General features: G+C 32.8%; 16 protein-coding genes. 11 read left to right on the forward strand and 5 right to left on the reverse strand.

What is annotated here, in order from left to right; translation table 11 throughout:
• The first annotated feature begins 222 nt into the window (after window positions 1-222).
• Both H5T45_05800 and H5T45_05805 read left to right on the forward strand, forming a co-directional pair.
• A complete protein-coding gene (locus tag H5T45_05800) occupies window positions 223-888 on the forward strand; it encodes a hypothetical protein (GenBank protein MBC7129226.1) in 666 nt (221 codons plus the stop codon).
• A 69-nt stretch (window positions 889-957) separates the two neighbouring features.
• A complete protein-coding gene (locus tag H5T45_05805) occupies window positions 958-1,872 on the forward strand; it encodes a UbiA prenyltransferase family protein (GenBank protein MBC7129227.1) in 915 nt (304 codons plus the stop codon).
• Here H5T45_05805 and H5T45_05810 read toward each other — a convergent pair.
• Window positions 1,861-3,393, reverse strand: coding sequence for a tRNA uridine(34) 5-carboxymethylaminomethyl modification radical SAM/GNAT enzyme Elp3 (locus H5T45_05810; protein MBC7129228.1), 1,533 nt, complete (start codon window positions 3,391-3,393; stop codon window positions 1,861-1,863). The genes H5T45_05805 and H5T45_05810 overlap by 12 nt on opposite strands.
• Window positions 3,368-3,658: a hypothetical protein gene (locus tag H5T45_05815; GenBank protein ID MBC7129229.1), complete on the reverse strand. Its 291-nt coding sequence runs from the start codon at window positions 3,656-3,658 to the stop codon at window positions 3,368-3,370. The genes H5T45_05810 and H5T45_05815 overlap by 26 nt, the downstream gene beginning before the upstream one ends.
• A gap of 608 nt (window positions 3,659-4,266) precedes the next feature.
• On the opposite strand from H5T45_05815, the gene H5T45_05820 reads away from it, so the two are divergent.
• The 9 genes from H5T45_05820 to H5T45_05860 are packed head-to-tail and all read left to right on the forward strand — an operon-like array spanning window position 4,267 to window position 11,004.
• The gene (locus tag H5T45_05820; GenBank protein ID MBC7129230.1) at window positions 4,267-4,767 is read left to right on the forward strand and encodes a hypothetical protein; all 501 of its coding nucleotides are present in this window, start codon (window positions 4,267-4,269) and stop codon (window positions 4,765-4,767) included.
• A complete protein-coding gene (locus H5T45_05825) occupies window positions 4,764-5,162 on the forward strand; it encodes a hypothetical protein (protein MBC7129231.1) in 399 nt (132 codons plus the stop codon). Before H5T45_05820 ends, H5T45_05825 begins: the two co-directional genes overlap by 4 nt.
• Entirely contained in the window at window positions 5,156-5,608 is a 453-nt protein-coding gene (locus H5T45_05830) for a hypothetical protein (GenBank protein MBC7129232.1), read from the forward strand. The genes H5T45_05825 and H5T45_05830 overlap by 7 nt, the downstream gene beginning before the upstream one ends.
• Entirely contained in the window at window positions 5,605-6,015 is a 411-nt protein-coding gene (locus H5T45_05835) for a hypothetical protein (GenBank protein MBC7129233.1), read from the forward strand. Before H5T45_05830 ends, H5T45_05835 begins: the two co-directional genes overlap by 4 nt.
• On the forward strand, window positions 5,990-6,553 hold the full coding sequence (locus H5T45_05840; GenBank protein ID MBC7129234.1) for a hypothetical protein: 564 nt from the start codon (window positions 5,990-5,992) through the stop codon (window positions 6,551-6,553). Before H5T45_05835 ends, H5T45_05840 begins: the two co-directional genes overlap by 26 nt.
• On the forward strand, window positions 6,525-6,962 hold the full coding sequence (locus tag H5T45_05845) for a hypothetical protein (protein MBC7129235.1): 438 nt from the start codon (window positions 6,525-6,527) through the stop codon (window positions 6,960-6,962). The genes H5T45_05840 and H5T45_05845 overlap by 29 nt, the downstream gene beginning before the upstream one ends.
• A complete protein-coding gene (locus tag H5T45_05850; GenBank protein MBC7129236.1) occupies window positions 6,953-7,861 on the forward strand; it encodes a hypothetical protein in 909 nt (302 codons plus the stop codon). The genes H5T45_05845 and H5T45_05850 overlap by 10 nt, the downstream gene beginning before the upstream one ends.
• Window positions 7,845-10,487, forward strand: a complete 2,643-nt coding sequence (locus H5T45_05855) for a hypothetical protein (GenBank protein ID MBC7129237.1) — start codon at window positions 7,845-7,847, stop codon at window positions 10,485-10,487. The genes H5T45_05850 and H5T45_05855 overlap by 17 nt, the downstream gene beginning before the upstream one ends.
• Complete coding sequence (locus tag H5T45_05860; protein ID MBC7129238.1) at window positions 10,480-11,004, forward strand: hypothetical protein; 525 nt, start codon at window positions 10,480-10,482, stop codon at window positions 11,002-11,004. Before H5T45_05855 ends, H5T45_05860 begins: the two co-directional genes overlap by 8 nt.
• A gap of 33 nt (window positions 11,005-11,037) precedes the next feature.
• Here H5T45_05860 and H5T45_05865 read toward each other — a convergent pair whose 3' ends face one another.
• The 3 genes from H5T45_05865 to H5T45_05875 form a co-directional block, all read right to left on the reverse strand.
• Entirely contained in the window at window positions 11,038-13,716 is a 2,679-nt protein-coding gene (locus H5T45_05865; protein MBC7129239.1) for a DNA polymerase elongation subunit (family B), read from the reverse strand.
• 190 nt (window positions 13,717-13,906) lie between these two features.
• Window positions 13,907-14,044 (reverse strand): hypothetical protein, encoded by a 138-nt coding sequence (locus H5T45_05870; protein ID MBC7129240.1) that lies wholly within the window; start codon window positions 14,042-14,044, stop codon window positions 13,907-13,909.
• A 43-nt stretch (window positions 14,045-14,087) separates the two neighbouring features.
• Window positions 14,088-14,278: transposase (locus H5T45_05875; GenBank protein ID MBC7129241.1), on the reverse strand; the 191-nt coding region annotated here is incomplete at its 5' end.

The following is a 14,278-nucleotide window of genomic DNA, read 5'->3' on the forward strand; positions in this document are numbered from 1 at the left end:
TAGAAACAAAAAGATTACTATTTTCCAGATTTAAAAAAGAAGATATGAGAAGGAAACATGTAATTGGAATGGCAATTTGCCATAACCTCCAGACATATATGACTATTTTTTATCCCTATAATTTTCTTTATGAATATGTTAAATGGAATTGATTAATCGACAACTCCTGTATGGGCGAAATAAATAAATATTGATTTGCGATTTCATTGTAAGGTGATATAAATGAGATGGGGGAAAAAAGCTCTTGCTCTTGCGGTAATGGTTGCATTAGTGGCTACACCGTTTATAAGTGCTGGCTCAAATAAAAAAGAAATGCCAGTTGGAGTAACAATAATCTCTCCAAATGGTAGTGCAAAGAAAACAGTGCAAATAGTTGAAAGCGACGCCCAGAGAATAGCATCGAAATATGAAAAGGCTCAGGAAGCGGTAAAAATAATAAAAAGTTCTTCAAATGATGAAGAGAGGAATAAAGCAATTCAAATTATTGAAGATTTTCTAAATGAACTTGTAAAACTTGGAATTTTACCAGCAAGCTTTGTTACAAGTTTTATACCAAACTTTTTAAATCCTAAATTTGATTTGATGCCTCCTCTTATAAGTTTTGGCAGCGGATTTTCATTTATTCCTTTATATCCTGGCGAGGCTTTTCTTGGCTTTATGTTCCGCCCGATAATAATTCAGTATTTCCTTCTCGGCTATACAGCATCTCTCAGTTTTCATTTACTTCCACCAAGGATTGAATACTGGGATATGGTAGGGACGCAGACAATGATAATATGTGGCTTTGTTGGAGCATACATTGACTTTGGAAAAATTGGCTATGGAATACCAAATGCACAGTTCATAATTGGCGCCTCGCTGCTTACAATAGGCATTGACTGGCTCTAATCTTCCCCTATTTATTCTATTTTTGAACCAAAACATTTAAAATAGTGCTTTTATTTATCTTTGATTTCTATGAAAATAAAACCCTGGCTAATGCTTATGAGACCATTCACTCTAATCGCCCCATTTATATCTATATTTTTTGGTGTTTTATTGCAGCTATCAGTTTATAAAAGCTTGGATATATTCTGGCAGAATTTTGATAAAATATTTTTCGCGTCTCTCGCACTATCTTTTGCACAGGCGGTTGGACAAATAATGAACCAAGTTGAGGATGTGGAAATTGACAGGGCGAACAAAAAAGGATATAGACCGATTGCAAGCGGAGAAATAAGCATAGAAAAAGCCCAGTTAATGGCTCTCATTCTTTCAATTTTTACAGTTATTATTGGATTTATAATCAATACATATTATGGAGTTTTCATGCTCGTCTTCCTTTTCTCGGGAATTTTATATAACCTCGAGCCATTTAGACTAAAAAAGAGACTCTGGCTGAATACTGCATCTCTTGCGATATCTCGTGGGTTGCTCCCTGTGCCCGCTGCGTGGTGCGTGGTTTTGCCTGAGCATGTATTTGATAAAATTCCATGGCTTCTTGGGAGTGTAATTGCTATATGGGTTCTTGCTTGGCAGAATACAAAAGATTTTGATGATATTGAGGGGGATAAAAAGCATGGCATAATTACGCCTGCTGTCTATCATGGCATAAAAAATCTATCCTTTATAATTCTCATTCTTTCAATTTTTGCCTTCATTCTTCTCGGCCTATATATAAAAATTGGTCTATTTCCTATAGAAATGTCTGCTTTATTTATTCTTTTTATACCAACTGCAAGGATGCTTTATAAATTATTTAAATCAGATTTCTCCCCTGTAAGTCTTGAAAACAATGAACTATGGGTTAGCTTTTATTTAACTCTTGCAGGTTTTTATATAATATCCGCAGCCGCTTATTTGATAAAGCCCTATCTATCTCTATTCACCTAAATTTTTACTCATATAAAATCCATCATCACTATAGCCCATTTTGCGATAATATTCTTTTGCACCCACACCACTTAAAACATAAATTTTTCTCTTTTTTGATTTTTCGGCTATTTCCTCAGCTTTATTCATCAAAACTTTTCCATAACCACGATGCTGCCATTTTTCATAATTTCTTTTTCCAATTTCAACCATCGGACCATGAACTTTTAATTCTCTGACAATAGCAAAATTATTTGCTATCCTGAGCCTGCAGTATGCAATAATTACATCATCTTCCCTGCCTTCTATTGAGAGAAATATCTCTCTTCCACCGCTCGCTATATAGTCCCTCCTTATCAAATCAACATCCTCAACCTTTCTATTTCTAACTTCCCTGCATCTTATGCACCTGCATTTTAGGCCATTTTCTTCCATTCTTTTTTTCACTAATTCCCTTAAATTACTCTTCTTTACTCCAGCTTCAACCAGATTAGAAGGTATATCCCTTTCCACCCTCTGTATTCTAACCCATTCAGGCACATATTTCTTCATTTCTGAGATTATTTCAACCGCCTCACTCTCCTCAATTGCCTTGTATTCTCCTTTTTTCCATCTTTCATACAATTTAGATGATTTAACAACAAGAGTTGGATAAATTTTTAACATATCAGGGCGAAATCTTTCATCAATGAAAATTTTTTTAAAACATTCTATATCATTTTCCATGCTGCTGTAAGGAAGGCCGGGCATAATATGATAGCATACCTTAAAACCAGCATTTTTTAATAACATCGTTGCATCTATAACATCTTTTACTGTATGTCTCCTATCTATCTCATAAAGAATTTTATCATCAAGAATTTGCACTCCAAGCTCAACTCTTGTCGCCCCAAACTCAAGCATTTTTTCAACATGTTGCAATCTACACCAGTCAGGGCGTGTTTCAATAGTGAGACCGATGCATCTATGCCTTGCTTTTTCATTCAATTTTTTTGCTTTTTCAATGCCCTCAGAATTTGCATCATTCATTGCATCATAACATCTCTTTATAAACCATTCCTGATAAAGAAAATCTCTTGCAGGAAAAGTTCCACCCATTATAATTAAATCAATTTTATCGCTCGGATGTCCTATGCAAGAGAGTTGCCTCAGCCTGTCCTTTACTTGCAGATATGGGTCAAAATTATTCCTTTTCGCCCTCAGCGACGCAGGTTCATATCCTGTATAACTCTGCGCGCTCTGCGGGGGCTCGCCAGGACAAGGCAGGCACCGCCCGTGGGGGCAGGAAAAAGGCTTGCTCATTACCGCAACTATTGCAACACCCGAAATCGTTCTGATAGGTTTTCTGACTAAAATTTCTTTTATTTCTTCATCTTTTACAAAAGGCAATATTTCTGAATTTGGAGGAACATTTATTCCTAAATCCCTTGCTATTAATTTTTTTATTCTTACTACATCATCCTTGCTTTTTACATTTCCTTTTTTAATCTCCTGCGATAATCTTTCTGCAAATATCTTATGTATATGCAACCGAGAAATCATTATTTTTATTAATCTCCTTTTTTATAAAGTATTCTCCTTCATCAATAAAGGTTTCTCTTAACCTGTTCATACATAACTTTAATTCTTTATCATCTATTTTCATTTCCTGATACATTCTGCTTATCAATTTAACAAGGTCAGCGAATATAGAAAACATTGATTCCTGTGTTTCATAAATTTCCTCAAGGATTGCCTCATTATATCTAAGAACTTCTTCCAAGTCTTGAAGCTTTTTTTTCAATTCATCCTTATTATCTTTTTTCATTTTGTATCACCTTTGGAATTTAAATTGTTATAAACTTTCAATATAAAAATCTACTTAAAATTTTCTATGTGAAATTGGTGCTTTTAACTTAACCAAAATTTTCGGTAAAAATATGCATCCCATCCCATAGAAGCATTTGGTGATAAATGCAAAGGGATGCAATTATTGAAAGAAAAATATCTCGTTATGGGAGATAAATCCAGTGGAAATAATACTTTACAGCGTATTTCTATAATCTGTGCAGATTGCCGCTAAGAGATGTATTTGAAAATAGCATCTCAGATAAAAGCCTCATTGTGCAATGCGAAACAGATGGAAGGGCATATTTGGTACTGAAAAGATAGAACATTTTGATAACTATTTTCCAAGCAGGAGATAAAAATAAAACATGTGAAGCTCTGGTTTTCCATTTATGTTTTCTATTATAATTGGATACAGAGCCATCAGAGTTTATCCAACAACTCCCCAATTTTTTATTGTAGAGGGGTAAAAATGGATAATGAACATGAAAAAGATTTATAGTAGCATTGCAGGAGGTAATGCAATGCTAAATTTAACAGCGCCTTTATTCAAAAAAAAATTTATAAATAATTTTTATATATACTTTTATGATGAGAGTAAGGGGGAATTTATTTAAAGATAAAAGAGGAGTAGAAGGTTTGCCAATGCATCTGATAATTATAGTGGTGATTGCAGTGGCTGTTCTTGCAGCGGTTCTTGCAATGATGAAATATGTTACATTTGATAAGCCAATGGAAGCAACATGCATTAAGATCCAAGGGAATGTGCAGAAAGTAAAGGATAGCGATGGCTATTTGGTTAAAGTAACTTCTACAGGTGGAGAAAAAATAACAAACATTGATTTTACAGCTTATGTTGAAGTTCGTGAAAAAGATAGCAAAAAGCCAATTACAGGAGCAACTGTCACAATTATTGGTGCCAATGCTGTAGGGAGTGGAAAAACAAATGAAACAGGGGTTGCGAAAGTAAAAGTTGAAAATGCTGAACTTGCTGAAAATCAGGATGAAGTTTATTTGAAAATAGAGGTTAAGGCATCTGGCTATCAGGATTTTGCCGATGAGGAAGGCATCTTGATAGTAAGAGTATGAATTCTAGGGCAACAATTGATTTGCCATTAAAAACGATTGTTAGTTTAATAATTGGTTTATTTGCACTTTTTATTGTTGTTGCTTACATTCAAAATCTCAAACCATCTCCTAGCCTAGTTGTATCATGGGATAAAGATTTTTATGAATTTGATGGAAATGAAATTTTAATGGAGGTAAGTGTAACTGATGAAAAATTTAGAGCTATTGATGGAGCAAGTGTTATAATCAAGGGTTTAGGAAGCGTGGCTTCTGCAAAAACTCAGGATGGAAAAGCAATAATCTCATTTATGCCAAAGCTAGATGGAAATGAAGGGTATTTAGATATAGAAGTTAGTGCAATTGGATATGAAAAATATGAAGGGAAAGAGCAAATAAAGATAGTTAGGAAATGTTAAAAAAAAGCAAGAAAGAAGATAAAAATGAGCATGCAAAGGATGCGGAGCTTAGAGGATGGATTTTAAAAATAGAGCAAAATGTTGAAGCATTGGATAAAAGAATTGATGCAATAGAAAGAAGATTATCTGGCGAAGATGTAAATTTTTATGAAAAGAAGGAAATTAAAAGATCTAAACCGATAATTTTTCTCGAAGAAGAAAACAGTAAATTTAATGAGATAGAGAAAAAATTGGCGGAAATAGAGAATAAAATATCAACTAGAAGGATTGAAAGAATCATACTACCAATAGAGATAACTAGTTTTTTAGTTGGCATAACTTTAATAATTGTGGCGATAATTGTTTTTCTAGGATATCAAAGTTTTGTTTCATCCCCACCATTTCTTGCCCTCCTCGGAATAGTTTTTCTTTCTCTCACAATTGGGAAAAGGATGGTTAGAAAATGAGTAAAGGAGTTCTGGAATTGCCCCTTCAATACATCGTTGCAATCATCATCGCTTTTCTCGCCGTTTCAGCTATTTCCCTCGCCTTCTATAAAACATGGAAAAAATACAAAATAGAAGAAGCCAAAACAGAAATCCATAAAATCATAAATGAGGGCACCATCATGGCTTCACAGGCAGAGGAGGGCACAAAAAAATCATTGGAAATAAATTTAGGGAAAGAGGTAAATTTTGTTGAAATAGGTGAAAATTATATTAAAATAGTTATGAAATGGAGAGAAAATATATTTCTATCCTCTAATGTAAAGTTTAGGTGCGAAAAAATAATTTATCCTGGAAAAAAAATTTTGAATTTGGAGTTGAAAAAAGAGGATGGGGAAAAGTATGTTGAAATACAGATTGAAGGATAGGGGAGATATATCGTGGCTGCTTGCCCAGCTCAGCTTGTTTTTGGCAACATCTTTTCTTCTGGCAAGCATTGCGGGTTTTGCATTCTATAATGACTGGGTAAAAGAAGCGGAGATAAAAAATATTGTCTCAAATTTTGCCTCAGCTATCTATTCTGTAGATCTTATGGAATTTCCGGGATATAAAACATTTACATTTCCAGATAAAAATTTTAGTTATGAGGTAAGACTATCCTCGGAATATATAACAATTGTAAGAAATGATGGAAAATTGAAAAAAAATATAGAAGTGCATAAAAAATTGTTGATAAAAGTATATCCTCGTTGTGATGGATGGGAATGGAGGAGTGGGAAGGAACTGGAGGAATTTATGGAGGAAAAATATAGTTTAGGATATAGTGTTGAAGATTATTTGAAAGAAAATCTATCGGGGTCAATAAAATTTTTCTCATCTGAGCCATTTATAATTTATCCTGGAGAGAAGATTTTTTTAGAAAAAATAAGGTATTGTGATGAATATGTTATCGTTTATAAAGGATAAAAGAGCATCAGAGGAATTTACAGCACTTCCCTCTCTCGCGATAGTAACGGTAGCTCTATGTATATTTTTTTCCTTAATAGCTAATGTGTATTTTTCCTATAGAGATATGATTAAGAAAATAGATGGATATGCGGATGCAAATTATTTAATTGAGAAATTGACACAGGAAAATAGCCCAATAATTATAAATGGATGTATAGATGCTAAAAAAATTAAGGAGGGAAATTATGAAGAAATCAAGAATATAATAGGAAAGGATTTTCTTTTGAGATTGGAATTTAAAGATGAAATTTTTGAAATAGGGGAAAATAAAGGGAAAAATGCAATTTCTGCGTCAAAATGCATGCCAGTTATGCTAAATGATGCTGAAATAGAATATGGATGGATAACGGTGATTTTATGGGAATAGGAAGGAAGGGGATTTCAATCATGCAGGATGCAATTATTTTTTGCATAATTGTATCAATTGCTGCGCTTGCGGTGGCGCCTGCCTTACTCGGGGGGAAGATGGCGCGGGTTTATGAGGAGAAGGAGGGCGAAGAGAAGGTTAATGAAGCACTATACACCTTTTTGAATAGCAACACGAATGACTTTGAATATATTTTATTTGATTTAGAGGTAGGGGGGTTCATTGGAGGGTTAATGAAAAAGTTTTTTGGAAAGGAGCCAATTCATGCATCCTATGGGGAGCTTATTTCAGCATATCTCTTATGCCAGATAAGATGTGAGGGAAAAAATTATAACTTTTTTGTTAATGATTTCGAGAGGAATCTTAAGAAGGAAATAGAGGAATTTTTAGGAGATTATCTGAAAGGATACAAATTCAATTTCACTGCAATATGGCAACCTATTGTTGGATTTGATTTTGGGGGGAAAATAAGCATAGGGGAAGAAATTCCTGATAAAAGTGTTTATTCATCTCGCCTTTCAATTTTAATGCCTCCATCATTTATAACATCTCTTGGGTTGGAAATAGAAAAAATAAAGAATGAAATTGATAGGGAGCGAATTAAGAATTATTTGGATAAATTTGTGGAAGAATTTATTGAAGATAATTTAAATGAGTATTTCAACTATTTTAGAGAGGGATTATCTGATTTTATTTTTAATGAAAAAAGTGAAAAATTTTTAGATGGGATATTTAATGAATTTATAGGGGATGAATTTTCAAACCTATGTGAAAAGATGAGTGAATCTGTAAAAAATAGCATAAATAGTTTTATTGATGAAAATTATGATAAAATAGAGGAGATTTTAGAAAAAATTGATTTTTGCAGGGCAGAAGTAGAGCTTGCGATATGGAGGTGATAAGATAGATAATAAAGGAAGAGTTCCTTTTTCCTTGCTCGGTGTTTTTCTTTTGATAGGAGCAATATTTACTTCTTCAATTGTTTCAAATCTGCAGAGAGAATATTCTTTAAAGCATGCTGAAACAATAGAAGCATCCTCAATGAAATATGCTATATTAAACTTTGAGCAGGAATTGGTAAGAATTTTAAGATACAGCACGCTTGAAGCAATGAAGATTGTAGGAAGCAACCCTGTATTTTATTTACCAAAAGATGGGGATGAAATAAATTATACATTAGCAAAAAGGTATGCTGGCGAGGAAAACCCATTTTTTGATACACTAGATAGAACAAAAATAATGAATTATAATAAAAACTGGACAAGAGACTTAATTAAAAATAAATTCAATGGTTATCTTGAAGTAATATTTAAAAATGATAGATATAGGATAGGAAATTATGCAATAAATGTTATTGATTTGCCATCCTATGAAAATATTAGATTGGAAGATATAAAAATGAAGTTGAATAGAAGCATAGAATTTTTGGGAATAAAAGACAAGGAATATACAGTTTATTGGAAAGCCGTTGTTAATGGAATAAGAATAGAAATACATGATTTGGAAAGAGATATGAAATATGAGAAGGATTTGGAGATATCCTCGCTAATACCTTCGCGCCTTCCTTTGCTGATGGAATTAGTAATAGATTATGAAGATAGTATAAACGGTGAATTTAAGCCGTTGATGACATTTGTTACATCTTTAGGAATGGGTGTCACAGAAATAAGAGCACTCCTCCAATACGGGGCAGAGGATATAGAAAATATAGTAAGTAATAATTGTTCCTTAATCCCAATAACAAATCTTGGATTGATTGTTAATCAATTTTTGATTTTTAACAGCGCCGACATTGTTTCCACATTTAAAACATCTTCAAGTTTAGGAAAAATTTTTTTAGATGATGCCCCCTCTTCCACCATTGAATTTTCTGAAGAAGATTTGCTTGGAAAAGATTTCGAATTTGATTTTAAAGAAATTTATAGAAATGGGACCAAAAAATTAAAAGATTGCAAAAGTGAGCAGGGAAATCCAGTTTTAAAAATTGCCGAAGATTTATTATATGAGAGAAATTATGAGTATTTGAATACTAGTTATAATGAAAAAATAATTAAGGATGAATATAAGGATTATGAAATCGAAGAAAATGGTAAAGAATATGTATTAAGCGGCTTTTTCCTAAATAAAAATAAAGTTAATTCCTTTACTTTAGAAAATATAAGTAGAATTATAAATAATATTTACAGAGTGAGTTTTAAAGCGGAGAAAAAGGTAATAGAATTTAATGAGAGATACGGAGGAAATAAAAAAGGAAATTTGGTTTGGTGGGGGGAATGGGAAAAAGTATATGAAAGATGGGAAAATAAGATACAGCCAGATATTTTGCCTTCGTTACCGCATGAGGAAACCGTAGAATTTGAATTTAAGAGATATGAGGAGTATGTATATCAGGAAGGAAACCAAACAATAACATCAACTGTAACACATTATATAAGCGGTAAATTTTCATTCAGAATTAATAAGCCAGATATAAGAGATATAGAGGATGTATTTCATAGTAAAATCTTGAATTGTAGGGATGCATTCCATGAGGATGATAATCTTGAAACAGGCCTTAAGCTATTTGTAAATGAGTTTATAGATTTCAGGGAGAGTTGTATGGAAAATTTAAATGGAAATTATGAATCTAGTGTAAAAACTTATGAATTGGCTGATATGGTTGATGTTGCTTGGGTCAAGATAGAGGCTTTTAAGGAACTTGAAGAAATTTTGGGTTTAATTAAGGAAGATGAGGAAATATATAAAAGTAAAATGTTGGAAAATTCCGACGCTACCAATTTGCCAAATCTGGGTTCGATAGAAGAAGAAAGGAGATTTTTGCTTGAGAAATTCAGAGAAAATAAGGAAAAATATCAAAGTTTTACAGATAACTATTACAAAGAATCAAATCTATATAAAAGTGCTGGTGCAAAAGCTATTTCAGAGACAGGTAGATGGTATCTAAATAGAATAGAAGAGGAATTGAATAAATCACTGAGTTGGGAAAAAGAATTAGATAAAAAAATTGAGAAATATGGATTTGAATATGAAAAAATTGAGGGCTTAAAAGTCGATTTTTCATCTATAAATATTGGGATATTTGATATGAAAATAGAGGGAGAATGGAATGAAAGTATTTCAATTGCTGTTGATTGCGATCCAGATTATCAAGATAAAAATTTTACAAATATTTGCATATTCCCAACTGGTTTTCCAGTCCTTCCAACTCCAGTTACTCCATGGGTTGTTACAATAAATGTATGGTATATAAATGTAAATGGCTCATTCAATCTCACATTAAAAGATTCAAATGAAAGCATTGCAAATCAATTATTTGGATACGAAAGTCAGGTTTTAAAAAGGAAAGATGGAAAAGTTATTGACCCGCTTAGCAATACCACCATAGGCTACAATAAGAATGTTACTTTTTCATTTGCAACACTATTCTTTGCAGTAACCCCTCCAAAGATGCCAATTGCCGATTTTGCGCCACTGCCATGCTCCTCCTGTCCATATTGTCCAATTGTTGAGGAAAAAAATGAATAGGAGAGGTTTTGCCATTCCGATAAGGGTGCTTATCAGCTTAATTTTGGTTTTTGTTATAACTTCAATATTTTATCTATCATGGAGAAAAGTGGAAATTTTAAAGGCGGAGGCTGATGTTAAAAATCAGATAGATTATGTTTTATCCGAAATAGAAATAATGGTTGCAAGTGGAGATGCAAGAGATGTTTCCAATCCATCAGATTTAAGCGGTGATAAAAGAAAATTTGATTTAAATTTGCCTGAAAAAGTTGATTTTGTTGCTTTTGGTTTCAATCCAGAAAAGGAAGGAAAAATAACTGGCGATGGGAGTTGCATATTTTATAAAATAAAGGGAGGAAATGAAAAAGTAATATGGCTTGAAAATATATATTTCAGGAAAGGAAAAAATGAAAGCGGTAGATGGGTCATTAGCAATGAAGGTTTTATGATAAAAAATGGAAAATATTCTTTAATTTTTGAACTTGTTGAGGAGATAGGTGGAAAAAAATATGTTTTAATATATCCATCCTCAATTTAGAATGAAGCAGAATTAGATGATTCTTTTCCTTTTTTACATCCATTTATCAAGTCCATATTGATTTTTTACATCAATATTTGGCAGTCCAAATGCACCTTCTACAAAATTTTTAATCATCTCCCTATACCATTCCATATCTATTTCATTTCTATCTTTTAAAAGCTCTAAAGGATACATATAGTGTATTGGTTTTAAACCGCTTTTTGTTGGTTTTCTTATCCCTGGCAATGGTTTTTTTGTTATAATAAATCTAAATTTCCTTCTCGCATTTATTTTTCCTATCAATTTTTCAAGGGCTGCGGAGCGTTCCCCATAAACAGATAAAGAACCATCTAAATTCGGTTTATATCTTTTGTGTGGTTGAACTGATTGAATGAGGGAAAAGGCACTTATATCAAAATTTTCAATATCAAGGTTTTTAATTTTCTCCATTGTAATATTTTTTATTGAATTTTTCACACTTTCTCTTGCCTTTTCTTCGTCTTTCCAGCTCAAATTTTCCTTCAGAACATTTATCATTATATCTTCAAGAATAATTCTTGCAATATCTGGCTTATCACTTCCTTTAAAATTGTTTCCTTTAGTTATCATCTTTACTTTATCATTTTCAATATCAAAAATTAGGTAATTTTTGTGCTTAACAAATATCATTGCCTCATATTCTTCTGCTTCAAGTTCAAAGCCGTCGTATTGTAATTTTTTTCTCCATTTATCATTGCATTCCTCTATAATTTCATAAGCTTCTGATGGCTGTAAAATCCAGTCTTCTTTCCCATATTCAGCTCCAAGTGCTTTTCTCAATCTTTCTGACGCAGAGCGAGAGCATGCAACATATATTCCATCAGTATCCCCATATACAACCCTCGCATTCCCCTGCCTTAAAGTTTGCAGGGTATCATATAAAATCTCTTGCCCCTTTGTTGTTATAAGCGCTGCACCCCAGAGATTAAACTGCCTGCACGCCACCATCGGCGCAGACAATATGCCATGTGTGCCAGCATTTCTCGCTGCCTTCAATGATTGATACATCATTTGCAATCTCTTTTTTTCCTTTCCCTCTTTTTCCCTCATCTCCTTTTTTATCTTTTTTATAAAATCCATCATTCCTCTCATTGCAAGATTTATTACACCTGGCTTTCTTGATATTTTTACTCCAATAAGGAATCCTTTATCAACAAATTCCTCCCCTCCTTCCCTATAAACTGGTTTTTTAATGCTTATAAATTTTTCAGGAACTCTTTTAAGCCATACCCATTCATCCGGCTCATCATTTGCTATCATAACAGTATCAGCTCCCGCATTCAATGCTCTCAATATTGTTGGATACATTGCTCCAACATCAGCCACTATCACCTTAAACCATGGAATAAAATGGCTCCTAGCATCTCTATCAGGCTTAACCGTCATCCCTCCTGGAAAATGATATGCAATTTCATTGTTTTCCCCACATATGAGAAATGGATATTCAACCCATTCAGGCATTTCCTCTCCATATTTAACAACTCTTATAATATCTTTGCTGGCTCCTTCTTTCCTTATTTTTTCCGCTATTTCTTTTTTATTGCTTCCATAACTCCCAATTTTTTTTGCAATATCATAAACTCTGCAGAGAGGAGGCATGATTTTTTTATGATATCCTGCTCTTATCATTGCCATATAGTCCCACATCTTGACTGCACCCGCGGGAAAAAGCAATTCAAAAGGCATACCTGTTGTGAATGCGAGCGGCAGACCCTGCTGAATAAGACTTAAGAAAATTCTTACTTCCTCTATCACATCCTGCTCATTATATTTGATTGTCCTTTCGTCTAAAGCCATCTCTTCAAGAGATACAATTATTCTATCCTTTATCTCAACGCCTAAGAAATTTGCAACTCCTTCAAGGCTAAAATCTTCCAAAGGATAAAATTTTCTAGCCGCAAGATATGTATCAAAACTTGATGGATAAAATATTGATACATCATTTGCAATTCCAAAATGAAAGGATTGATCTCTTCTAGTATATTTATCAATAAAATTCTTGAAATTTTTTACCTCTTCATCAGAGAGAATGCTTGATTTTTGCAATAAATTTTTTATTCTTGATTCTATTTGTAGATTATCAAAGCCGAGTATATTATGCCCCGCTATTATATCTGATTTGCTCGCAATATCACAAAATTTAAGCAAATTCTTTATTTCTTCATTTTCATCATTCGCTATCATCTGCTCGATTTTGCCTTCATTCTCGGGCATATCAACTATCTGAAAGAAGAAATCTTCATCTTTGAGATTGCTGTTTGAGACAAAAGAAATGCTGAGGTTTGAATAGCCTATAATATCAATAGGCGCCTCTCTCTGGCCATATTTTGTTATTTCTATATCATAAACAGTTACATTTATTTTCCTTTCTTTACCCTTTGTATCAAAAATCCAGAAACCTTGAGATGCTAGATCAGTTAAAACTCTTTCATGGTAGGGTATATCATGCTCTGCGGTATAAAAGCCAAGGTTAAACAATTTATCACTAACCTCGGGCACATGGGAAGGATGACTTACATATATTTTCGATACTTTCCTTTTCTTTTCAAAATCCCAAAAAGAATTGTATTCTTCTGTCTCTCCAATTCCTTTTATTTTTTCATCTCCTTTGATTAGTTCATATAGCCTCTTCTTTTCTTCCTCTATATCTAATTCATCTGGAAAAATTAAAAGAAAATATGGATTATGCATATCACTAACTCTCTGAATTTTCCCCTGCCAATATATGTAAGAAGGAGATGCATTTATAAGCATAATTACAATAAAATGAAGCCCTTATAACTTTTTGGATTTCGGGGTTGTAGAATAGATTAGGGTAATCCTTGCTATTTTTGCCTTTAATCATTTTTACTTATTTCTTAAAGCTATTTTTTAAATTACTTTATTGCACAAAGTAATCATGTTCATGAGAGTAATAGCAACTCCTGTAAGAGTAATTGCTCTTAAGCTTTCCAAATATTGTTTTTAATCTCGAAAAAACATATTCTTTGTTAAATCTTTCTTTATAATTTCTGCCCATTTTTCATATCCTATTATACAATTTAACTTCCTCTGCAAATTCTTTAACTCTTACATTTAGCTAAAGCATTTTTCTTAGGAGGGGAATGAAATATTATTCCCTTCTTTTCAGCAATATTATAATTCTTTCTTGAAAAATATGCTTTATCTCCATAAATTGTAGAGCCAGCGGGTATATGCTCTATAAAATCTTCAAAAAGAGAGGAATCATTTACATCTCCTTCAGTTATGGCAA

This window comes from Thermoplasmatales archaeon, assembly GCA_014361245.1.
In the GTDB taxonomy this organism is placed as follows: domain Archaea; phylum Thermoplasmatota; class E2; order UBA202; family JdFR-43; genus JACIWB01.

Coding starts and splice junctions, on each gene's coding strand:
- H5T45_05830 (MBC7129232.1), top strand. CDS start 5,156: ATGTTAAAAAAAAGCAAGAAAGAAGATAAAAATGAGCATGCAAAGGAT.
- H5T45_05825 (MBC7129231.1), top strand. CDS start 4,764: ATGAATTCTAGGGCAACAATTGATTTGCCATTAAAAACGATTGTTAGT.
- H5T45_05840 (MBC7129234.1), top strand. CDS start 5,990: ATGTTGAAATACAGATTGAAGGATAGGGGAGATATATCGTGGCTGCTT.
- H5T45_05815 (MBC7129229.1), bottom strand. CDS start 3,658: ATGAAAAAAGATAATAAGGATGAATTGAAAAAAAAGCTTCAAGACTTG.
- H5T45_05845 (MBC7129235.1), top strand. CDS start 6,525: ATGAATATGTTATCGTTTATAAAGGATAAAAGAGCATCAGAGGAATTT.
- H5T45_05860 (MBC7129238.1), top strand. CDS start 10,480: ATGAATAGGAGAGGTTTTGCCATTCCGATAAGGGTGCTTATCAGCTTA.
- H5T45_05810 (MBC7129228.1), bottom strand. CDS start 3,393: ATGATTTCTCGGTTGCATATACATAAGATATTTGCAGAAAGATTATCG.
- H5T45_05835 (MBC7129233.1), top strand. CDS start 5,605: ATGAGTAAAGGAGTTCTGGAATTGCCCCTTCAATACATCGTTGCAATC.
- H5T45_05850 (MBC7129236.1), top strand. CDS start 6,953: ATGGGAATAGGAAGGAAGGGGATTTCAATCATGCAGGATGCAATTATT.
- H5T45_05870 (MBC7129240.1), bottom strand. CDS start 14,044: ATGGGCAGAAATTATAAAGAAAGATTTAACAAAGAATATGTTTTTTCG.
- H5T45_05805 (MBC7129227.1), top strand. CDS start 958: ATGAAAATAAAACCCTGGCTAATGCTTATGAGACCATTCACTCTAATC.
- H5T45_05800 (MBC7129226.1), top strand. CDS start 223: ATGAGATGGGGGAAAAAAGCTCTTGCTCTTGCGGTAATGGTTGCATTA.
- H5T45_05865 (MBC7129239.1), bottom strand. CDS start 13,716: ATGCATAATCCATATTTTCTTTTAATTTTTCCAGATGAATTAGATATA.
- H5T45_05820 (MBC7129230.1), top strand. CDS start 4,267: ATGATGAGAGTAAGGGGGAATTTATTTAAAGATAAAAGAGGAGTAGAA.